The 20,214-nt window shown below is 37.0% G+C and carries 21 protein-coding genes; 15 read left to right on the top strand and 6 right to left on the bottom strand.

Annotated features, from left to right (window positions below; translation table 11 throughout):
* Positions 1–255 precede the first annotated feature (255 nt).
* On the bottom strand, positions 256–546 hold the full coding sequence (locus H9Q20_RS02365) for an HU family DNA-binding protein (protein WP_124642176.1): 291 nt from the start codon (positions 544–546) through the stop codon (positions 256–258).
* Between the two features lie 47 nt (positions 547–593).
* Between H9Q20_RS02365 and mutY the strand changes: the two genes are divergently transcribed.
* The 5 genes from mutY (at position 594) to H9Q20_RS02340 (ending at position 5,708) form a co-directional block, all read left to right on the top strand.
* A complete protein-coding gene (gene mutY / locus H9Q20_RS02360) occupies positions 594–1,655 on the top strand; it encodes an A/G-specific adenine glycosylase (protein ID WP_187478203.1) in 1,062 nt (353 codons plus the stop codon).
* A 41-nt stretch (positions 1,656–1,696) separates the two neighbouring features.
* A complete protein-coding gene (gldD, locus tag H9Q20_RS02355; protein WP_124642180.1) occupies positions 1,697–2,248 on the top strand; it encodes a gliding motility lipoprotein GldD in 552 nt (183 codons plus the stop codon).
* A 28-nt stretch (positions 2,249–2,276) separates the two neighbouring features.
* Complete coding sequence (locus H9Q20_RS02350; protein WP_124642182.1) at positions 2,277–3,197, top strand: PfkB family carbohydrate kinase; 921 nt, start codon at positions 2,277–2,279, stop codon at positions 3,195–3,197.
* Between the two features lie 91 nt (positions 3,198–3,288).
* Positions 3,289–4,650: a peptidylprolyl isomerase gene (locus H9Q20_RS02345; RefSeq protein ID WP_124642185.1), complete on the top strand. Its 1,362-nt coding sequence runs from the start codon at positions 3,289–3,291 to the stop codon at positions 4,648–4,650.
* Positions 4,651–4,718: 68 nt separating this feature from the next.
* Positions 4,719–5,708 carry an NAD(P)H-dependent flavin oxidoreductase gene (locus H9Q20_RS02340; RefSeq protein WP_394336900.1) on the top strand — a complete coding sequence of 330 codons (990 nt, stop codon included), beginning with the start codon at positions 4,719–4,721 and terminating at the stop codon, positions 5,706–5,708.
* Positions 5,709–5,760: 52 nt separating this feature from the next.
* On the opposite strand, the gene H9Q20_RS02335 is transcribed toward H9Q20_RS02340, so the two are convergent.
* Both H9Q20_RS02335 and H9Q20_RS02330 read right to left on the bottom strand, forming a co-directional pair.
* On the bottom strand, positions 5,761–6,045 hold the full coding sequence (locus tag H9Q20_RS02335; RefSeq protein ID WP_124642187.1) for a rhodanese-like domain-containing protein: 285 nt from the start codon (positions 6,043–6,045) through the stop codon (positions 5,761–5,763).
* Between the two features lie 106 nt (positions 6,046–6,151).
* Positions 6,152–6,442 (bottom strand): rhodanese-like domain-containing protein, encoded by a 291-nt coding sequence (locus H9Q20_RS02330; RefSeq protein WP_124642189.1) that lies wholly within the window; start codon positions 6,440–6,442, stop codon positions 6,152–6,154.
* A 55-nt stretch (positions 6,443–6,497) separates the two neighbouring features.
* Between H9Q20_RS02330 and queG the strand changes: the two genes are divergently transcribed.
* The 3 genes from queG (at position 6,498) to H9Q20_RS02315 (ending at position 9,742) form a co-directional block, all read left to right on the top strand.
* Complete coding sequence (gene queG, locus H9Q20_RS02325) at positions 6,498–7,451, top strand: tRNA epoxyqueuosine(34) reductase QueG (RefSeq protein ID WP_124642190.1); 954 nt, start codon at positions 6,498–6,500, stop codon at positions 7,449–7,451.
* Between the two features lie 44 nt (positions 7,452–7,495).
* A complete protein-coding gene (lpdA, locus tag H9Q20_RS02320; protein WP_124642192.1) occupies positions 7,496–8,887 on the top strand; it encodes a dihydrolipoyl dehydrogenase in 1,392 nt (463 codons plus the stop codon).
* 66 nt (positions 8,888–8,953) lie between these two features.
* On the top strand, positions 8,954–9,742 hold the full coding sequence (locus H9Q20_RS02315; RefSeq protein WP_124642194.1) for a patatin-like phospholipase family protein: 789 nt from the start codon (positions 8,954–8,956) through the stop codon (positions 9,740–9,742).
* On the opposite strand, the gene H9Q20_RS02310 is transcribed toward H9Q20_RS02315, so the two are convergent.
* The gene (locus H9Q20_RS02310) at positions 9,739–10,395 is read right to left on the bottom strand and encodes an NAD(P)H-binding protein (protein ID WP_187478202.1); all 657 of its coding nucleotides are present in this window, start codon (positions 10,393–10,395) and stop codon (positions 9,739–9,741) included. The two genes, H9Q20_RS02315 and H9Q20_RS02310, sit on opposite strands and share 4 nt — an antisense overlap.
* A 47-nt stretch (positions 10,396–10,442) precedes the next feature.
* Here H9Q20_RS02310 and H9Q20_RS02305 point away from each other — a divergent pair, with 47 nt between their 5' ends.
* The gene (locus H9Q20_RS02305) at positions 10,443–10,796 is read left to right on the top strand and encodes an MmcQ/YjbR family DNA-binding protein (RefSeq protein ID WP_124642199.1); all 354 of its coding nucleotides are present in this window, start codon (positions 10,443–10,445) and stop codon (positions 10,794–10,796) included.
* A gap of 4 nt (positions 10,797–10,800) precedes the next feature.
* Here H9Q20_RS02305 and H9Q20_RS02300 read toward each other — a convergent pair whose 3' ends face one another.
* Both H9Q20_RS02300 and H9Q20_RS02295 read right to left on the bottom strand, forming a co-directional pair.
* Complete coding sequence (locus tag H9Q20_RS02300; protein ID WP_124642202.1) at positions 10,801–11,733, bottom strand: bifunctional riboflavin kinase/FAD synthetase; 933 nt, start codon at positions 11,731–11,733, stop codon at positions 10,801–10,803.
* Between the two features lie 146 nt (positions 11,734–11,879).
* A complete protein-coding gene (locus H9Q20_RS02295; RefSeq protein ID WP_187478201.1) occupies positions 11,880–14,375 on the bottom strand; it encodes a M1 family metallopeptidase in 2,496 nt (831 codons plus the stop codon).
* Positions 14,376–14,653: 278 nt separating this feature from the next.
* Here H9Q20_RS02295 and H9Q20_RS02290 point away from each other — a divergent pair, with 278 nt between their 5' ends.
* The 6 genes from H9Q20_RS02290 (at position 14,654) to H9Q20_RS02265 (ending at position 20,213) form a co-directional block, all read left to right on the top strand.
* Positions 14,654–15,706 carry a glucokinase gene (locus H9Q20_RS02290; protein ID WP_124642206.1) on the top strand — a complete coding sequence of 351 codons (1,053 nt, stop codon included), beginning with the start codon at positions 14,654–14,656 and terminating at the stop codon, positions 15,704–15,706.
* A 23-nt stretch (positions 15,707–15,729) separates the two neighbouring features.
* A complete protein-coding gene (locus H9Q20_RS02285; RefSeq protein ID WP_187478200.1) occupies positions 15,730–16,314 on the top strand; it encodes a YceI family protein in 585 nt (194 codons plus the stop codon).
* A 76-nt stretch (positions 16,315–16,390) separates the two neighbouring features.
* Complete coding sequence (locus H9Q20_RS02280; protein WP_187478199.1) at positions 16,391–16,996, top strand: YceI family protein; 606 nt, start codon at positions 16,391–16,393, stop codon at positions 16,994–16,996.
* Between the two features lie 54 nt (positions 16,997–17,050).
* Complete coding sequence (locus H9Q20_RS02275) at positions 17,051–17,692, top strand: alpha/beta hydrolase (RefSeq protein ID WP_187478198.1); 642 nt, start codon at positions 17,051–17,053, stop codon at positions 17,690–17,692.
* 225 nt (positions 17,693–17,917) lie between these two features.
* The gene (locus tag H9Q20_RS02270) at positions 17,918–19,336 is read left to right on the top strand and encodes an L-serine ammonia-lyase (RefSeq protein WP_124642214.1); all 1,419 of its coding nucleotides are present in this window, start codon (positions 17,918–17,920) and stop codon (positions 19,334–19,336) included.
* Between the two features lie 85 nt (positions 19,337–19,421).
* Positions 19,422–20,213 carry a hypothetical protein gene (locus tag H9Q20_RS02265; RefSeq protein ID WP_187478197.1) on the top strand — a complete coding sequence of 264 codons (792 nt, stop codon included), beginning with the start codon at positions 19,422–19,424 and terminating at the stop codon, positions 20,211–20,213.
* Position 20,214 lies beyond the last annotated feature (1 nt).

Below are 20,214 nucleotides of genomic sequence, written 5' to 3'. Positions count from 1 at the left end.
TTGTTTAGATTTAGTTCTATTAGGATACTCAATTGTAATTTATTTTTTAATAATTGAGTAAAAACAAAAATATAGTTAATGAAAGTTTTTAAAATTTTCATCAACTATATTTTATATGGGTTTAGAAAAATTATTTTTTCTTATGTCTGTTAGCTCTTCTTCTTTTCTTTCTCTTGTGAGTCGCTACCTTGTGTCTTTTTCTTTTTTTACCGCTTGGCATAATCTTATAGTTTTAAAAAGTTAATATTCAGTGAATTATTTTACTTGTACTTTTGTTTTTACTTTTTCTACAAAAGTCTTTGATGGTTTGAAAGCCGGAATGTTGTGCGCCGGAATTTCGATTGCAGTATTTTTTGAAATATTTCTTCCCGTTTTTGCTGCTCTGGTCTTGATGATGAATGACCCAAAACCTCTAAGATAAACATTGTCTCCGCTGTACATAGATGTTCTTATCTCTTGCATGAAAGCTTCGATAACTTTCTGAGTCTCATTCTTTTCTGTTCCCAATTTATTAGAGATAATATTTACCAATTCTGCCTTTGTCATTTCCTTTATTTATTTATAATTTTGGTGTGCAAATATAAAACTAATTTTTGAAAACTAACAAACAAAACCCTGATTTTCCACACCTTGGTGAAAAATTATTGAAATGGTACGATTTTCATGGCCGTGACCTGCCATTTCGAAATACTCAAACTCCTTATAATATATGGATCAGTGAAATTATTTTTCAACAAACCCGTATAGATCAAGGTCTGTCGTATTATACTAAATTTATTCATCGATTCCCAACGATTTCGGATTTGGCAGTGGCTCCACAAGATGAAGTCTTATTGTATTGGAAGGGTTTAGGCTATTATTCCAGAGCTCTTAATTTGCATAAAACAGCTAAAATTATTCATGTCGATAGAAATGGGATTTTCCCTACGGCTTATCAAGATCTTTTAAAGTTGCCCGGAATTGGCAAGTACACGGCAGCGGCCATAGTAAGCATTTGTTACGGCGTTGCAATGCCAGCAGTCGATGGTAATTTTTATCGAGTTTTTAGTCGTTTGTTTGCTGATGATTTTGATGTGTCGAACGCTTCTGCTTTTCAATATTATTCAGATTTGGCCTTGAGGGTGATGCCTAAGACAAATCCTGGAGAATTTAACCAAGCGATTATGGATCTAGGATCTTCGATGTGCAAACCCAAAAATCCAGATTGCGAAAAATGCCCTTTTGTGGACGATTGCTTGGCTTTTCAGCTGGGAAAAGTACAAGAGTTTCCTTACAAATCCAAAAAACAAAAAGTTTCAGAACAATCGATGGACTATTATTTTATCACCTTTCAAGACCGGTTTTTTATACAACAACGAGACGATCTTGGGATTTGGAAAAAACTTTTTGAGCTCCCACAGACATTGCCCGATCGACTTTCAGAATGCATCGTTTCTACATCAACCGTAGAACATAAACTCTCTCATCGGAAATTGAAAATTAATTTCCACCATGTGGTTGTAGAAGATGAAAAGGATTTTATTTCCATCGCGAAGTCCAACTCAAATATTTGTATAAATCCTTTGCAGTTGCAACGCTACGCATTTCCCAAACCCATCGATAATTATTTAAAAACAAGGGCGTTTTCTTCTTCAATCCCATTAAATTCTTTGTGAAGAATATGAGCAACTTCCGATTAAAAATGTATTTTTGCCGAATGCTTAAAAAAATAGTCTTTGTTTTATTAGGAAGTCTTCTGTTTTCATGTTCAGAAGACGCACATCCAAAACCGTATGGAGAGCTTCGTTTGGAATATCCAAAGGCTCAATACCAAAAGTTTGATGCCTGTTCTTATGATTTTGAATATTCGAATTTTGCAAAAATCACGGATGCCAAAAAACCATGTTGGTATTACATCGATTACCCGGAAATGAAGGCAAAGGTATTTATTACCTATTTCCCAATAAAAAATGATTTCGTTCAGCATGTCAAAGAATCCGAGAAAATGGTTTACGAACACACCATTAAGGCAAGTTCTATCGATACGAAATCGTTCAACTATCCCGATAGAAAAGTTTACGGAAATTTCTACGAACTCAAAGGGCAAAGTGCTTCAAACATTCAGTTTTACATTACCGATAGCACCAAGCATTATGTTACAGGAAACTTATACTTCAACACAAGACCCAAGCCGGACTCTTTAGCTCCTGCTGTTGGATACATCAAACAAGATCTATTAAGATTAATCGATACATTTCATTGGAAATAATTTTAACATTAAAAAATACTTAGAAAATATGAAACTTATTGCAGTAGGGACGGTTGCTTTTGACGCCATTGAAACCCCTTTCGGAAAAACAGATAAAATATTAGGTGGAGCTGCAACTTACATCGGTCTTGCCGCTGCCGCTATGAAAACTCCAGTTCATTTGGTGTCCGTAATCGGTGGAGATTTTCCACAAGATTATCTGGATATGATGACCGGAAAAGGCATCAACCTGGACGGTGTAGAAATGGTGAAAGAAGGAAAAACCTTTTTCTGGAGCGGAAAGTACCACAACGATCTCAATACTCGAGATACTTTGGCTACTGAGCTGAATGTTTTGGAAAATTTCGATCCTAAAATTCCGGAATCGGCTCAAGATGCAGAAGTTCTATTGATGGGGAATCTTCATCCTGCTGTACAACTTTCGGTATTAGAAAAAATGAACAACAGACCAAAATTGGTGGTCTTGGATACCATGAATTTTTGGATGGATCATACTTGGGATCTTTTGATGGAAGTTATTGCCAAAACCGATGTCATTACCATCAACGACGAAGAAGCAAGACAGCTTTCCGGAGAATATTCTTTGGTGAAAGCCGCTAAAAAAATTCACGAATTGGGACCTAAATATGTGATCATCAAAAAAGGAGAACACGGTGCTTTGCTTTTCCATGAAGGGAGAATTTTTGCCATTCCGGCATTGCCATTAGAAGAGGTTTTCGATCCAACAGGTGCAGGAGATACTTTTGCCGGAGGTTTTGTTTCCTACCTTGCGAAAAAAGGAGATTTTTCCTTTGAAAATATGAAAGCAGCCATTATCGCAGGTTCTGCAATGGCATCGTTTACGGTAGAGAAATTTGGAACCGAAAGGTTAGAAGAAATTACAGAAACCGATATCTTAAATCGCGTGAACGACTTCAAAGAACTTACCACTTTTGATGTGGTTATCTAATAAAATATCAATTTTAAGAAATAATTATCATTAATTTTTGGACGCTATTGTCCATAGAATTATATATTTGCAATTCTATTAAAAATTAAATATGACGAAAAAAATAAATTTAACCTTAATATTAGGATTTTTTATGCTCCTTTTTACGGTTAAAATGAATGCGCAATTGAAACCAGGTGAAATGGTGGACGGGATAGCGGCTGTAATTGGTAACGAAATTGTGTTGGAGTCCGATGTACAGGAGCAAATGAACTATGCCAAACAGCAAGGTGAGAAAATTACCGACAAATGCCAATTTATGGAGAGAATTCTTAGCCAGAAACTCTTGATCAACGAAGCCAAAAAAGATACTTTGATTGAGAAAAGAGATGCTGCAATCCGTGAAAGAGCAAACGAAAAGTACAACCAAATGCTGATGTCTTTCCCGGACGAAAAAACCATGCTGGATGCCTATAAATTCCGTACCGGTTTCGAAATGAAAAATGCCATCGAAAAAATAGATATTGATAGCTATTACGGTCAGTCAAAATACCAAAGAATCACCGAAAAAGTAGATGTAACACCCAACGAAGTTACCAATTTCTATACCACCAATCAGTACCAACTTCCTGAGGTAAAAGACGAAGTAACTTTGGCTAAAATCTCTATGTTTCCTGTGCTTACCGAAGCCCATAAACAAGAAATTATCGATCGTTTGAAGAAAATAAAACAAGATATTTTGGGAGGCGAATCTTTTGACAGCCAAGCCAGAATTTATTCTGAAGACGAAGGAAGTGCTGCAAACGGTGGTCTGTACAAAAACATATCGAAAGGACAAATGGTAAAACCTTTTGAAGCAGCAGCTCTTAACTTGCAAGAAGGTGAAATTTCTGATCCCATCGAATCCGAATTCGGGTTTCATATCATTCAATTGATCAAAAAAGCAGGTAAAAAATACGATGCCAAGCACATCTTGATTAAATCGACTCCAAACGACGAAGAGATGGCGAATGCTAAGAAAGAATTGGAAAAAATAAAGCAAAGCATTTTGGACGGTAAAATGACTTTTAAAGAAGCTGCATTCAAATATTCCGACGATAAAAAAACAAAATTTAACGGCGGAGTTATGGCCGATGAAAACGGTGATAAGATTGAAAAATTAAACCTTCCTCCAACTCTAGGTTACCACATTGCCGGACTTAATAAAGGCGATATGACGGATGTTTTTGAAGAAGATGTCAACAAAAGAAAAGCCGTAGCTTTGGTAAAAGTAGAAGAGGTAATCCCGGCGCATAAACTTACTTTAGAATCCGACTATGACCGTGTAAAACAAATGGCACTGAACCATAAGAAAAACGGAATCGTAGAAAAATGGGTGAACGGCGAATTGCCAAATGTATTCATCTCCATCGATAAAAGATATAAAGATTGTAACTTCAAAACCGACTGGAATAAGCAATCTCTTTCTAAATAAAACAAATTTATCCTCAATTTTTATTGAGGGTTTTTTTTGTTCAAATCGAAATTTGTATTTTTACCAACATGAGTAGTTTTATAGACTTTGGTTTGGCCAAAAAACAAATAGATATGCAAGAAAATAGAAACAAAATCACCCACTTATTTCAAATCCAGTATCCCATCATCCAAGGCGGTATGATCTGGCATTCCGGATGGAAATTGGCTTCTGCCGTATCCAATGCCGGAGGTTTGGGACTGATCGGTGCCGGAAGCATGTATCCGGATGTTTTACGAGAAAATATTCAAAAATGCAAAGCAGCAACCAACAAACCTTTCGGGGTCAATATTCCCATGCTTTATCCCAATTTGGACGAAGTCATTAACATCGTTTTGGAAGAAGGTGTGAAAATCGTTTTTACCTCGGCAGGCAATCCGAAAACCTACACCGAAGCCTTACAAAAAGAAGGACTGAAGGTGGCTCATGTGGTTTCTTCGACCAAATTCGCCATGAAATGCGAAGACGCAGGTGTAGATGCGGTTGTTGCAGAAGGTTTTGAAGCCGGTGGACACAACGGAAGAGACGAAACCACCACGCTTTGTCTGATTCCAAATGTTAGAAAACACATTACCAAACCACTGATTGCAGCGGGTGGAATTTCCTTGGGTTCGCAAATGAAAGCTGCCATGATTCTAGGAGCCGATGGGGTGCAGATAGGTTCTCGATTTGCAGCAACAACAGAAGCAAGTGCCCATCAGAACTGGAAAGATAAAATTGTTGAACTGAACGAAGGCGATACGCATCTTACCCTGAAAGAGTTGGCACCTGTTCGGTTGGTGAAAAATAAATTCTTCCACGATTTGGAAGAAATTTACCAGTCCGGTAGAAATACAGAAGAACTAAAAACGGCTTTGGGAAGAGCAAGAGCCAAAAAAGGAATGTTTGAAGGAGATTTGGTGGAAGGCGAATTGGAAATTGGACAATGCTCGGCTCTGATTCATGAAATTTTACCGGTGAGTAAAGTCTTCGAAAATTTAATTAATGAATTTAACCAATCTATTAACCCAACCATTTAGGAAATAATGTCAAAAGAAAATCCCTTGTCACAGTTTAGACAAGGGATTTATTTTATAGATTTTCTAGGGTGTCTTTCAGTTGAGCGTAACCACCACCGTTGTATCCGTTTTTGAATCCGTTGGACTCTAGCAACTCCAAAGCTTTTCCGCTACGGTTACCGCTTTTACAAAAAAGAACAACGGGACCTTCTAGAGATAAAATTTCATCTTTACGGTCTTCAACTTCACCCAAAGGGATGTTGATGGCATTATCCATTTCCCCATCCATTTCCAATTCCATAGGTTCTCTAACATCGATTAAGGTGTAGTTCCCTGATTTTAAAATTTCTTCTAGCATGATTTTATTTTTTTATGGGTCAAAAATAAAACTTTCAATACGAATATTGAAAGTTTTTGTAAAAAAAATAGTCGAAGATGAGTCTTCTAAGTCGCTTTTTGTCTTCTTAGTTTTGGTTTCCCATTAACATGTTCAAAAATCCAAAACCACCACCGTTGCTGACATCGTTGATGTTGTGGTTTTGTAGAAACTGTACTGCCGAAGCCGATCGGCCTCCGCTTCTGCAAAAAAGAATTTTGTGATTGCTAATGTTTTTTATTTCATTCAGTCGGCCCTCAATTTCGCCCAAAGGAATGTTGATGGCTTCTTCAAATTTTCCATCCATCTCCAATTCAATCGGTTCTCTAACATCGATTAAGGTATAATTGCCGGTTTTCAATATTTCTTGTAAGTCCATTGTACTAATATTTTGATGCAAATGTATATTAACTCTTATCTTTGCACAGTAATTTATGTCACAAAAGGAAAATTTTTCTCATCTTATAAAATCCAAAGCCAAAAAATTTGGTTTTCAATCGTGTGGGATTTCACAAGCCGGTTTTTTAGAATCTGAAGCGCAACCTCTTGAAAATTATCTTAAAAATAACTATCAGGGCGAGATGAAATATTTGGAAAATCACTTTGATAAACGGTTGGATCCCAGACTTTTGGTGGATGGAGCAAAATCGGTTATTTCTTTGTCCTACAATTATTTTCCTGAAGAGAAACTTTCTACCCTGGAGAATTTTAAAATTTCAAAATACGCTTATGCACAAGATTATCATGAGGTGATCAAGGACATTCTTCGGGAGATGTTGGTCGAATTGCAAGAAGAAATAGGCGAGTTCTCGTTTAGGATTTTCACCGATTCGGCACCGGTTTTAGAAAAAGCCTGGGCCAAAAAATCAGGATTGGGATGGGTCGGAAAAAATGCTTTGCTGTTGACCAAACAACGAGGATCTTTTCAGTTTTTAGCAGAAATTATTTGCGATTTAGAATTGGAAACAGATCATGCCGTAACCGATCATTGTGGTTCGTGCAGAAAGTGCATTGATGCATGTCCTACCGATGCGATTGTCTCGGACCGAGTGATTAATGGGAGCAAATGCATTTCGTATCTAACCATAGAACTGAAAAACGAACTTCCTTCGGAGTTTATGGGTAAAATGGACGATTGGATGTTTGGTTGCGATATCTGTCAAGATGTCTGTCCGTGGAATCGTTTTGCCCTGCCGCACAACGAAGACCGGTTCCGGCCCAACGATTTTTTAAAATCCTATACCAAAAAAGAATGGCGAGAGATAACCCAAGAGATGTTCTCAGAAATCTTTAGAAAATCACCTGTGAAAAGGACAAAATTTGCGGGTTTAAAAAGAAATATTGAGTTTTTAGATTCCAGCAAGGATGAGGTTTTTTCTGTCGATTAAAATAATAAGAAAAATCCGTATATTCGCAAAAATAAATTCTGAAAATGAACTACGATATCATTGTTATTGGAAGTGGTCCCGGTGGTTATGTAACAGCCATCAGAGCGGCACAACTTGGTTTTAAAACTGCTATTATTGAAAAAGAAAACCTTGGAGGTATCTGTCTTAACTGGGGTTGTATCCCAACGAAAGCTTTGTTGAAATCTGCTCATGTTTTCAATTATTTGAAACATGCTGAAGACTACGGTTTGAATAAAGTTGAAAATCCCGGGTTCGATTTTACCAAAGTGGTTCAAAGAAGCCGTGGCGTTGCTCAAAAAATGAGCGGCGGTATCCAATTCTTAATGAAAAAAAATAAAATTGATGTGATCCTTGGAACTGCTACCGTAAAACCCGGTAAAAAAGTTTCAGTAACGGATAAAGATGGAAAAGTACAAGAATATGCAGCTCCTCACATCATTATTGCAACAGGTGCAAGATCCAGAGTATTGCCAAATCTTCCACAAGATGGAGTGAAGGTCATCGGATACAGACAAGCATTGACATTGCCAGAACAACCAAAATCCATGATCGTTGTAGGTTCTGGAGCTATTGGAGTAGAGTTTGCAGACTTCTATAACGCAATGGGGACAAAAGTAACCATCGTAGAGTTTATGCCAAGCATTGTTCCGGTTGAGGACGAAGATGTGTCTAAACACCTTGAAAAATCGTTGAAAAAATCCGGTATCGAAATCATGACCAACGCTTCTGTTGAATCTGTAGATACCAGCGGAAACGGTGTGAAAGCTTCTGTGAAAACGGCTTCTGGAAATGTAACTTTAGAAGCAGATGTTTTACTTTCTGCGGTAGGTATCGCTGCCAACATAGAAGGAATTGGTCTGGAAGAAGTAGGAATTAAGACCGATAAAGGTAGAGTTTTGGTCAACGAGTGGTACGAAACTTCTGTACCGGGATATTATGCCATTGGAGATATCCTTCCAACTCAAGCTCTTGCTCATGTCGCTTCTGCAGAAGGAATTACATGTGTTGAGAAAATTAAAGGCATACATACTGAAAAAATTGACTACGGAAACATCCCTGGATGTACCTACTGTCACCCAGAAGTAGCTTCTGTAGGTCTTACAGAAAAGCAAGCCAAAGAGAAAGGTTATGAACTGAAAGTGGGCAAATTCCCATTCTCGGCTTCTGGAAAAGCTACCGCAAACGGAGATACCGATGGTTTTATCAAAGTTATTTTCGATGCCAAATACGGAGAGTGGCTTGGTTGCCACATGGTAGGTGACGGTGTAACCGACATGATTGCCGAAGCTGTTGTTGCTAGAAAACTAGAAACTACAGGTCACGAAATCCTAAAATCCATCCATCCACATCCAACCATTTCTGAAGCGGTGATGGAAGCTGTAGCTGCAGCGTATGGAGAGGTAATCCATATTTAACATAATATATTCCAAAATATGATTAAAACCACAGAAATTCTGTGGTTTTTTTGTTATATTTGATACATGGAAAATATCGAAACAATAGGATTGGTACTTTCCGGTGGTGGAACAAAAGGTGTGGCTCACGCCGGAGTACTTAAGTTTTTGAACGAAAAAGACATTGCTGTTGACCGTATTGCATGCTGCAGTGCGGGTTCTATCGTTGCTGCTTTGTATTCAGTGGGCAAAAGTCCTGAGGAAATTCTTCACTTTTTTCAGTCCATTTATCTGTTTAGTTGGAAACACCTGACCATTAGTAAATCCGGTTTTTTGTCCAGCACTACTTTCAGAGAACATCTAGAACCCATATTGGGAGATTTGAAAATTGGTGATTTGGAGGTGGATTTAAAAATTGTTGCAACCGAAATGGTTAGCGGCAGTCAAGTGGTTTTTGATAAGGAGTTTAACTTGATTGACGCTGTAAGTGCATCGTGCTCTATCCCGGGGATTTCTGTACCTTTTATCAAAGACGATAAAGTCTATTGTGACGGCGGCGTACTTAATAATTTTCCGGCAGACATTATTCGGTTTGATTGCGATAAAATTATTGGAGTTTTTCTCTCTCCACCTCAAAGTGTTCAGCCTAAAGATTTGGATTCTATAAAATCGGTAATATCAAGGTCGTATGACTTAATATCGTATCGAACCGAGCAGTATAAATTTGCCTACTGCGATTGGTTCATCACTTCTCAAGATTTGGCTCAATTTGGTACCTTTGAGAAAAAAGCTTCTCGATTGCAAGAAATATACGACTTGGGTTATCAGTCGGCTCAGGAAACCTATTCTTGGGGCGATGAGGAAATTGCAATTTAATTGTTGTTTTCTTCCGATTCTGTCCAAATTTCTTGAAGTCTGATGAATCTTAACCCCTTTTCCTTGTTTTGGGAAATCTTCAACATGGCTTTTGCTAAAATTGATGTTGGTAATGGCTTGTATTTCTTGAAAAATGTAAACTTTGTGATCCCGTTTAAAATACTAACCGACCATCGTTCTCCTAATCTATCCGAATTTTTTCTGAACAACAATCCGGGTTGAAAAATGCGGAGTTGAGGGAATTTTAATCGAATGATTTCTTCTTCTAATTCTCCTTTCATTTTAGAATAGAATAATTTGGAATGGGAGTTTGCGCCGTAGGACGATATCAAGATGAAGTGTTCTGTTCCGTTTTCCCGTGCTGCTTTTGCAAAATTCAATTGATAATCAAAATCGATTTTCTTTTGCAACTCCTTGCTTCCTGCAGCTTTCAAGGTAGTACCCAAGCATGAAAAAGCAATATCACCTTTTACCAAATTTTTCCATTGATCGTATTGATCAAAATTGATGATGCAATGGTTGAGTTTTGGATGTTGTATGTCAAGTGGCTTTCTGCCCAAAGAAAGTACGGCATCTGTATTTTCCGATTGTAAAAGTTCTTGTAAAAGATATTTTCCTGTGGCTCCTGTGGCTCCAATAATTACGGCTTTCATTGTTTAATTTTGTTTAAATTTAGTATTTTTGAATGAAATAAAGAGCTATGGAAGCAGAAGAAATACGGCAATATTGTTTATCCAAAAAAGGGGTGACCGAAAGTTTCCCTTTTGATCAAGATACTTTGGTGTTCAAAGTAGGTGGGAAAATCTTTCTGTTGATGGCTTTGGAAAATCATCCCATTGTTTTTTCGGCTAAGGCAAATCCTGATTGGTCGGAAGAGTTACGAGAACGCTATTTTCAAATTTCTGGAGCTTATCACATGAACAAAACCCATTGGAACTCTGTGCTTTGCGAAGGCCTTTTGCCGGCATTAATTCTGGAATTGATCGATCATTCTTACGATTTGGTTTATCAATCTTTAACCAAAAAAGTAAAAGTTGAAATCGAGAATTTGTAAGTTTTTACGGTAGTTTTTGAAAATATTTTCTGGTCAATTCTTCGTCTTCTTTTAGTCGTTCTATCAATTTCTCCAAAGATTCGAATTTTATCTCATCGTGCAAAAATTCCTTGAAATGGACTTCTATTTTTTGATCGTAAATTTCTTCTGAAAAATCCAAGATGTTCACCTCCACGGTTAGTTGTTGGCCATTGACGGTTGGGTTGTTGCCAATGCTTAGCATCCCTTTGTATACCGTGTTTTCATGAATAACTTCCACAATATAAGCTCCTTTTTTGGGGAGAATTTTTATAGGATCCCAATCTAAATTTGCAGTTGGAAAACCTATGGTTCTGCCAATTTTTTTACCATGAATAACCGTTCCCGAAATGGAGTAGGGATATCCTAACATTTCGTTGGCTTCAGAAATGGAGCTTTCGGAAAGGGCTTTTCTAATCTTTGTAGATGAAATGTTGTGGTTGTGAATGTTCACAGCATCCATTTGCTCAACTTCATAATCCAATTCCGAACCTAAGGTTTTTAAAAGTTCAAAATTTCCACTTTTATTTTTTCCAAAAACATGATCGTGACCAATGACCAAATATTTTACATTCAGTTTTTCGACTAAAATTTTTCGTACAAATTCTTCACCACTCAGGTTTCTAAATTCTTCATCAAAAGTTTTTAAAATAAGATGGTCTATACCGAATTTCTCCAAGAGATGGGCTTTTTCATCTATCGTATTCAGAAGTTGCAAATCATCATTTGGGTTGATCACCAATCTCGGATGTGGCCAAAAAGTGAGAATTGCCGTTTCCGAATTCGGAATCTCTTGAGATTTTTCTTTCAGATGATGAATGATCGATTGATGCCCCAAATGCACCCCATCAAACATTCCTAAGGACAATACCAAAGGTTTTTTAGCTGAATAATTTTCTAATTGCTTGATGAGTTTCACTGTAGCTTGAGGCTTTTTTTTGAAGTTGCAAAAATAGGGTATTTCGATGACTTTTAGGGTTTAAAATCCATAAAAAAATCCTTATCAAAATTTGATGATAAGGATTTTAAAACCATTCGCCAATAGCTTTGGCAAATAAGTACGACTTATTTGTAAGCTTCTATCGCTTTGTTAATGGCATCAATTTGTTGGTTGATGGTCGGACTGTTGGGGTTGGCTTTCAAAACCGTCATTTTTTTAGCCAAACCGTCTTTTAACATTTGCGATAGCATCATTTTTACCTGAGGGTTATCCGGCATTTGGGATTTTGCCATTATCAAAAGCTTGGTGATGCTTTCAGTAGCTTTTATATTGTCGGAGGACATGATCCAGTTAAAGCCTTCTTCAGCAGTTTTTCCTAATTCGATATCTTGAAATTTCAAGAACGGATAAAAGGCAACCACCTGTCCAATGGCAGGCATTTGCTTTTCAATTTTGTTTTTAACAATTAGGGGTAAAAGATTGGTCAATTCCTCTTCATTGGAGCCTTCAAGGTCGATGTTGGACAGTATTTCTTTTATTTTATCCGAATTCAAACTAGCCAAACCACTAAGTGATGCACTTTTTACAGCATTGGAAACGGTGGTTGATCCTTTCTCGTAAATGCCTAAATATTTTGGATTTTTTGTTTTGACCAAAGATGAAATTGCAGCAGCTTGTACCAAAGTTTTTGCATCGTTGGTGGCTAATTTTTCCACTTCGGCAATGGTGTTTTTTGAAGCATTTTGTGTGAGATCCAAACCGTTCAATGCCTTAATTTTTGTTCTGAAAAAAGGATCTTTCAAAGCTGCCGTTAGTAGCTTTATAGAGGCTTCGTCTTTGCTTGTGTTTTCAGCCACCTTCTTAACCGCTTGGTATCGTCCGTAAAAATCTTTGGTACCTAAATATTGACTGAGATATTGTGCATTTGTTTTGTCGTCATTGATGTCGGCAACTAAGATCCCGTCGGGGTTTAGATTGATGAGCTCCGGAGTTTTGGTGTTGGAAAAGTTAAACGAATTTTTTTGTTTGGCATCTACCCAAATTTTTTGTCTTTGGGCTTTTCCATCAACAAAAACATCTACGGTTAGTGGGAATTCAAAATACTGATCTTGGTTTTGGGTAATGGTCAGTGTGGTTTCTTTTTTTACAGGTTCAAAGGTGTAACTGTACGAGATTTTAGGATTTCCACTGCCAAAATACCATTGGTTGAAAAACCAGTTGAGATCTTTTCCTGAAACTTTTTCGAACGACAGCCTCAACTGATGCGCTTCTGCATTTTGATATTCGTTGGTTTTCAAGAAGTCAGTAATGCCCGCGAAAAAAGCATCGTCGCCCAAGTAATTTCTAAGCATGTGCAAGATTCCGCCTCCTTTTTGGTAGGTCACCAAATCGAAAACATCTTCACGAGATTCGTAATCGAATCGTACCAAATCTTTTTTGAAATCTCGTGGATTGTGCAGGTACATTCCAACATCGCTCATCAAATGATAATCGGCGGCATCTTTTCCGTATTTGTATTCGTTCCACAAATATTCGGAGTAGTTGGCGAAAGATTCATTTACAGTCAGGTTGCTCCAGCTTTCAGCGGTAACCAAATCTCCAAACCAATGATGGAATAACTCGTGGGCGATGGTGTTTTCCCATTTGTTTTCATCGATTAATTGACCCGGTTTTTGCTGTGCCGAAGATCCGTGCAGGGTGCAGGTCGTGTTTTCCATAGCACCAGAAATGTAGTCTTGACCGGTTATTTGAGCGTATTTTTGCCAAGGATAATCATAATTTAATTTTTTAGAGAAAAATTCCATCATTTCCGGAGTATTTCCGAAAATTTGTTGTGCATACGGTTCGTATTCTTTTTCTACATAATAATCTACAGCGATATTTCTCCATTTGTCCTTAATCACTGCATAGTCGCCAACACCCATGAAAAATAAGTACGGAGAATGCTTTTTGTCCATCACCCAATGGTCGGTTCTCAATCCGCCAGATTCTTTCTTTTGCTCTTTAAGGATCCCGTTGGAAAGGGTGATGTATTTGTCAGGAACCGTCATGTAAATTTCCTGAGTGGTTTTTTGGTTGGTTTTGTCAATGGTAGGGAACCATGCCGAAGACGATTCGGTCTCTCCTTGGGTCCAGATTTGTGTTGCTTTGTTTGAATCTTTTCCTTGAGCGTTGATAAAGTACAAACCTTTGGCATCGTTGATGGCTGCAGACCCTTTTTGTTTTACCTCATTGGGTCTTGCTGTGTATTTGATATAGACGGTGTAGTCTTGATTTTTCTGATAAGTTTTATCCAGATTTATTTTAAGGATATCGTTTTTATAATCGTATTTCAATGGTTTTTTATCCAAAGAAATTTCATGGATCAACATGCCTTTGGCATTCAGTACCAAAGAGTCTGTAGGGTAGAAGTAGGGACTCGCTGTCAACCATTCTTCCCCATTAACTTGTTCTTTTTGATAATCGAAGCTGACCTTTAGTTTGGTGTGTTTTAACTCGGTCATTTTGTTGTGAGTAGCTCTGTAAATGGGAGTTCTGCCAGAGGTAGCCGTTTGAGCTTGGATAAGATTGAATGGCAATACAGCTGCTAGAAGTACTGCGGATACGATTATTTTCTTCATTTTTAGTTGTTAATTTTTTGACCTAATCTTGAATTTTCATTCCATTGAAGTTTCTAAAGGTCAATTGGTCCTTGTTTCTTTTGATTTTTTTTGCAATTCAACAAAGTTAATGTTTTTTGGAACAGATGTAAAAGTTGAATTTTGAAATTTATTGAATTAAACGGTTTTTGTTGTGAATTTTAACAAAATTTAAGATTGTTATGTAAATAATTCAAAATAATGAAAAAATATTTTAAATTATTGAATTCTATTATTATCTTTGATGAAAACCATTTGTCATGATTGCCAACTCCAAATTCAAATTGTACCTGCCAGGACTGAAGAAAAGACAGGATAATGACAGTACCATTCTTGTGGCTGACTTAGGCGAAGAAACCAGTATTCTAGGACTTTTTATGGTCAAAGACGGTTGCGTCTATTTGCAAAAAGAAGAAATTGTAGATACCCATAATTTTTCGGATTTCGAAGATATGATTGGGTATTTTATTAGAAACCATCAGTTGGAAAATATCACAAGAATTGTGGCCTCTTTGCCGGGTTTTGTTTTGCACGGAAAGTCCAACCCCAAACGATTGCATTGGGAATTGGATGCCTACGATTTGAAAGAAAAATTGGGTGTAGAAAGGGTGTGTCTCATCAACGATTTAGAAGCTGCTGCTTATGGTTTGGCCGGCGTATCGGATCCGCAATTGGTAACCGTCTTTCAGCCAGAAAATACCATTCCAAAAGGGAATATGGCGGTTATAGCTCCTGGAAATGGACTGGGTGAAGCCGGACTTTTTTATGATGGAAAATACCTTCGCCCCTTTGCTACAGAAGGTGGGCACTGCGAATTTTCGCCAAGAACCAATGTCGAAGTCGAATTTTATCAGTTTCTCAATCATATTTACGGAATTGTCACCTGGGAACATGTGCTTTCAAAACACGGATTGTACAACATCTACCGCTTTCTGAGGGATGTCAAAAGGCATCCAGAACCGGAATGGTTAAACGATTACCTTTGTCAGGGCGATTTTAGTCAACAATTGTATTCCGCAGCAGTAGAAGAGAAAGTGTCAATTTGCCAAGTTACCATAGAAACTTATTTGGAATTTTTGGCCAGAGAAGCCAACAGTTTGGCACTGAAATTGAAAGCTACAGGAGGTTTGGTATTGGCAGGTGAACTGCCTATATTATTGAAAAAGCACATCAGTTGGCAAAGTTTTTATGATAAATTTAAAATTAGCGATAAAATGGAAAATTTATTAAAAGAAATTCCGATACATATCGTAACCAATCATAAAATTTCACTTTACGGTGCAGCCTATTTTGCTGCTTTTTCTGAAGATTAATCAGAAAAAAAAGTTTAAATCTCATGCATTCATTTAAAAATTTAACAGCAGCACTTTTGCTGGTCTCCGGTTTGGCTTTTGGACAGGCGAACAAGAAAATTCAAAACTCAACCATCACTTGGAAAGCATATAAAGCCCTAAATGCTGATGCCATGTCGCATTGGGGGACTGTAAAACTAAAAGCTGGAAATATCGTAACCAACAGCAATAACGAAATTGTAGGCGGTAATTTCATCATCGATCTGTCCACCATTTTGGCCGATGATATGAAAGGAAATAAAAAAATGAAACTCATGCTGGAAAATCATTTGAAAAGCGACGATTTTTTTGATGTGAAGAATTTTCCAACCGCTTTTTTCAAATTAACTACAGTAAAGCCCAATAACGATAAAAAATACAACTACATTTTTTCCGGAAATCTAACCATCCGAAATGTGTCCAAACCCATTTCTTTTCCTGTTTTTGTTAGTAATGATGGAAATAAAACCACCGTTCAATCGGCATTATTTACTTTCAATAGAAAAGATTATGACCTGAATTACAACATCTTCGAAGATATGATTCTGAAAAATGAAGTGGAGATGACGGTGAAATTCATGGCCAAGTAATAAAACATCTCAAAAAAACTTGTGCTTTTTCATTTTCTTTTTATATTTTTGGTCAATGTTTAAATAATTTTTAAGAATGAAAAAATTTTCTCTTTTAGTTTTCATGTTTGTTGGGTTTTTCTTCGCAACATCACAAATGAAAACCGTTCAGTTGGTAGGCGAAAAATCCTCTAAAGTAATCAGTTCATCCGTTAATTGGTGGGGCTACAAAATCATCAGAAGCGAACCTTTTAGCCACAACGGACAATTAAAATTGAAAAATGGTAAGTTCAACTTCAAAGACGGAAAACTGATCGATGCCGATTTTATCATCGATATGCGTTCATTAACCATTGACAATGCCGCAGGTGCCGACAAAGAAAAATGGACTAAAGATCTAAAAAGCTCTAACTTTTTCGATGTTAAAAAACATCCATTAGCACTTTTCCATATTTCCAAAGTGTTGCCAAACGATAAAAACGACGGTTTCAACTCTCTTGTCATTGGCGAAGTAACCATAAAAGGCAAAAGAAAAACCATTTCTTTCCCTGCAAATGTCAACATCAACGGGTATTCTGTAAGCATGGAAACGGCAAAAATTACCATCAACAGGCACGAGTTCAATGTCTTCTACAAACCAGGAATCAAAGACTATGTCATCAAAGACGAAATGGAAATCCAGGTCAAATTAGCCACCAAATAATTTATATAACTCAAGAGCAGCTGTTTGGTTGCTCTTTTTTTTTCAAAAAAAAATATGAAACTTTATACGATCAGCGGTTTGGGAGCCGATTACAAAGTTCTGGAAAAATTGCAATTTCCATCAAGATACGAAGTGGTTTTTCTGGACTGGCTGATCCCTGAAAAAAAAGAAGATTTCCACAGCTATGTCAACAGAATGGCTGCGAAAATCGATACTTCCAAGCCTTTTGTACTTTTGGGATATTCCTTTGGCGGGATTATGGTACAGGAAATTAACCAAATTTTTCCAGCTGAAAAAGTCATCATCTTGGGTTCTATAAAATCGGATTTGGAGAAGTCAAAATTCATTAATTTAGGTAAGATAACCAAAATTCCTAAGTTGCTGCCCGAACGATTTTTCAACGAAAAAAACATCACAGCATATTCTTTTTTACGCAAACTCTTCGACTCCAAAAACCCTAAAGTTTTAGACTATTTTACAGTCCGAAATGCCTATTACCTCAAATGGTCCATCGAAAAAATTGCAGAATGGAAACACCAATCCAATGCCGAAATTATTCAGATATTGGGTGACAAAGACATCGTTTTCCCCATCAAAAATTCCAAACCCGACTTTGTTATCAAAGGCGGTACCCATCTTTTCCCGCTCACCAAAGCCAAAGAGGTTTCCGAAATTTTACAACAAATTTTGGATTAGCAGCTTCACCATTTAAGATGCTTTCAATCCCGGTCCGGCTGTACGCTGTATCTTTTGTGCCAAGGCTTTTCCCAAGGCATACAAAAGGATGCCGCTTCCATCCGGGCTAGAAGATCAGGAAAAGATTTTTAGCTATGAAGCAGCAGTTTTTGGGATAGCAAAAATATCACAGGTTCTTATTGTTTTTATAACGAAAATGAAAGACTTTTTCGCTATTTTTGTACTATGCAATCGATAAGTGTTTTTGAAATTATAAAAGTAGGCATCGGCCCATCCAGTTCACATACCATGGGACCTTGGAATGCTGCACAACTTTTTTTAGAACTCATCCAGAGAACTCATAAAATTGAAGATGTTAAGGAAGTTTTTGTAGAGTTTTTTGGCTCATTGGCAAAGACAGGCATCGGTCACGGTACCGATATTGCTGGGATGCTAGGACTTTCAGGTGAAAACTTCATCACCATAGATACCACAAAAATTGATGTAAAAGTCGAAGAAATAAAATCTTCACAAATCATGAATCTTGGCGGTGTCAAAAAAATACCCTTCATCTACGGACATCATTTAATTCTTAATAAATCCAAATCCCTAGATTTTCATCCCAACGGAATGATCTTCAAAGCCATTTTCGAAAACGGTGATGAAATCTCTCAAGATTATTATTCCGTGGGTGGTGGTTTTGTAGCTACCAAAGAAGAAAATTCCATAGAAAGCAATTGTGTGCGTACTCTGTACCCTTGTCATCATGGCGAAGATATCAAAAGAAATGTAGAAAAGTTAGGTCTGTCCAAAATTTCAGATCTTATATTTCTGAATGAAGAAAGTTGGAGAACTCGTGAAGAGACCGAGAATCAAGCATTGTACATCTGGAAACACATCAAAGAATGCATCTACAAAGGCGTGAACAAAGAAGGAATATTGCCGGGTGGATTGAAAGTGAAAAGAAGAGCTCCTGAGTTTAACCGTAGATTGTTGGGCGAAAAAATCTATAAAAACCTCGACGAATGGTACACCATGATTGCCGATACGGACAGAAGTTTTACTCAAATTTCGCGTTGGGTATCGTGTTTTGCTTTGGCGGTGAACGAAGAAAATGCAAGCTTTGGAAGGATCATTACTGCTCCTACCAACGGTGCTAGTGGAGTTATCCCTGCGGTATTGATGTATTCTCAACTTTTTACAGAAGGTAAAGGCGATGATAATATTATCCGCTTTCTTTTAGTTGCAGGAGAGATTGGTACTCTTTTCAAGAAAAATGCAACCATTTCCGCAGCAATGGGCGGTTGCCAAGCAGAAATAGGTGTTTCTTCTGCAATGGCAGCAGCGGGGTTAACCGAAATTTTGGGAGGAACTCCAGGTCAGGTCTTGATGGCTGCAGAAATCGCTATGGAACACCATTTGGGACTCACTTGTGACCCGATTGGAGGTTTGGTACAAATCCCGTGTATAGAAAGAAATTCCATGGGAGCCATAAAAGCCATTACAGCAGCACAAATTGCTCTAGACAGCGATCCGGAAAGTGCAAAGGTAAGTTTAGACGCCGTGATACAATCCATGTGGGATACGGCACAATCCATGAGCGAACGCTTCAAAGAAACCTCCGAAGGTGGCTTGGCCATTTCGGTAAATGTACCGGAATGTTAGTTTTAGGATGATGAGAAAGAATTTTCTTTTAATTTTTATGTTTATTTCATGTCTTTTTTTTGGACAAAAAAAGCAGTATAAACTGGTGGATTCTATTGATCAAAAACCTATAGTTTATGCAAATATTCAGCAAATTAATACACAGTTTGGAGCTTCTTCTGATGAATTTGGAGTGTTTTCTTTTGAAAATGATTCTAAAGTATTAATTAATGCTGCAGGTTATGAACTTAAAACAATAGATCTACCAAAACAAAACACAATTATTAAGCTTCAACCTAAAGAAAAATTAATTGAAGAAGTAGTTCTTGGAAAACGAAAAAATAAAAATTACATTGTGATTGATGAATTTAGAAAAATTAAAATAAATTCATATTTTGTATGTAATGGTGAATTAAAAATAATAGGTGGGATTGGAAAATATTTTGAAAGCAAATCCTATCCATTAAAGTTTTTGAAGAGTTTAAGAATATTAACAAAAAGTGAAGTTTCAAATGTAAAATTTAATATTCGTTTGTTTTCAGTTGATGAAAATGGTGACCCAAAAGACGAATTATCTCATGAAAATATTATAGGTGTTGCAAAAAAAGGAAAACATAAAACTGAAGTTGATCTATCACATCTTAATCTCCGAATGCCTGAACACGGAATATTTATAAATTTTGAATGGCTTAGGTTAGATGAAAATACTATAGAGAGACTATTTGTATATAAGGATAATAAAAAATTACAAAAGTATATAATGCCTGAAATAGGCTTAATAAATAGCAAAATTCCGAATACAACTTTTTATCAAAAGAGTAAAAATTCTTTTTCAAAATTTAAATACATAGATGCTAAAATTAAAAATATCGCAATGGAACTTACTCTAACAGACTGAG

The sequence above is a fragment of the Amniculibacterium sp. G2-70 genome, assembly GCF_014353055.1.
GTDB lineage: Bacteria > Bacteroidota > Bacteroidia > Flavobacteriales > Weeksellaceae > Amniculibacterium > Amniculibacterium aquaticum.
This window is presented reverse-complemented; position numbering and strand designations above follow the sequence as displayed.

What these genes read in the sequence shown, in the direction of transcription:
- H9Q20_RS02365 (WP_124642176.1), bottom strand. Translation starts at nt 546, where the DNA reads ATGACAAAGGCAGAATTGGTAAATATTATCTCTAATAAATTGGGAACA.
- gldD (WP_124642180.1), top strand. Translation starts at nt 1,697, where the DNA reads ATGCTTAAAAAAATAGTCTTTGTTTTATTAGGAAGTCTTCTGTTTTCA.
- H9Q20_RS02350 (WP_124642182.1), top strand. Translation starts at nt 2,277, where the DNA reads ATGAAACTTATTGCAGTAGGGACGGTTGCTTTTGACGCCATTGAAACC.
- H9Q20_RS02345 (WP_124642185.1), top strand. Translation starts at nt 3,289, where the DNA reads ATGACGAAAAAAATAAATTTAACCTTAATATTAGGATTTTTTATGCTC.
- H9Q20_RS02340 (WP_394336900.1), top strand. Translation starts at nt 4,719, where the DNA reads ATGAGTAGTTTTATAGACTTTGGTTTGGCCAAAAAACAAATAGATATG.
- H9Q20_RS02335 (WP_124642187.1), bottom strand. Translation starts at nt 6,045, where the DNA reads ATGCTAGAAGAAATTTTAAAATCAGGGAACTACACCTTAATCGATGTT.
- H9Q20_RS02330 (WP_124642189.1), bottom strand. Translation starts at nt 6,442, where the DNA reads ATGGACTTACAAGAAATATTGAAAACCGGCAATTATACCTTAATCGAT.
- queG (WP_124642190.1), top strand. Translation starts at nt 6,498, where the DNA reads ATGTCACAAAAGGAAAATTTTTCTCATCTTATAAAATCCAAAGCCAAA.
- lpdA (WP_124642192.1), top strand. Translation starts at nt 7,496, where the DNA reads ATGAACTACGATATCATTGTTATTGGAAGTGGTCCCGGTGGTTATGTA.
- H9Q20_RS02315 (WP_124642194.1), top strand. Translation starts at nt 8,954, where the DNA reads ATGGAAAATATCGAAACAATAGGATTGGTACTTTCCGGTGGTGGAACA.
- H9Q20_RS02310 (WP_187478202.1), bottom strand. Translation starts at nt 10,395, where the DNA reads ATGAAAGCCGTAATTATTGGAGCCACAGGAGCCACAGGAAAATATCTT.
- H9Q20_RS02305 (WP_124642199.1), top strand. Translation starts at nt 10,443, where the DNA reads ATGGAAGCAGAAGAAATACGGCAATATTGTTTATCCAAAAAAGGGGTG.
- H9Q20_RS02295 (WP_187478201.1), bottom strand. Translation starts at nt 14,375, where the DNA reads ATGAAGAAAATAATCGTATCCGCAGTACTTCTAGCAGCTGTATTGCCA.
- H9Q20_RS02290 (WP_124642206.1), top strand. Translation starts at nt 14,654, where the DNA reads ATGATTGCCAACTCCAAATTCAAATTGTACCTGCCAGGACTGAAGAAA.
- H9Q20_RS02285 (WP_187478200.1), top strand. Translation starts at nt 15,730, where the DNA reads ATGCATTCATTTAAAAATTTAACAGCAGCACTTTTGCTGGTCTCCGGT.
- H9Q20_RS02280 (WP_187478199.1), top strand. Translation starts at nt 16,391, where the DNA reads ATGAAAAAATTTTCTCTTTTAGTTTTCATGTTTGTTGGGTTTTTCTTC.
- H9Q20_RS02275 (WP_187478198.1), top strand. Translation starts at nt 17,051, where the DNA reads ATGAAACTTTATACGATCAGCGGTTTGGGAGCCGATTACAAAGTTCTG.
- H9Q20_RS02270 (WP_124642214.1), top strand. Translation starts at nt 17,918, where the DNA reads ATGCAATCGATAAGTGTTTTTGAAATTATAAAAGTAGGCATCGGCCCA.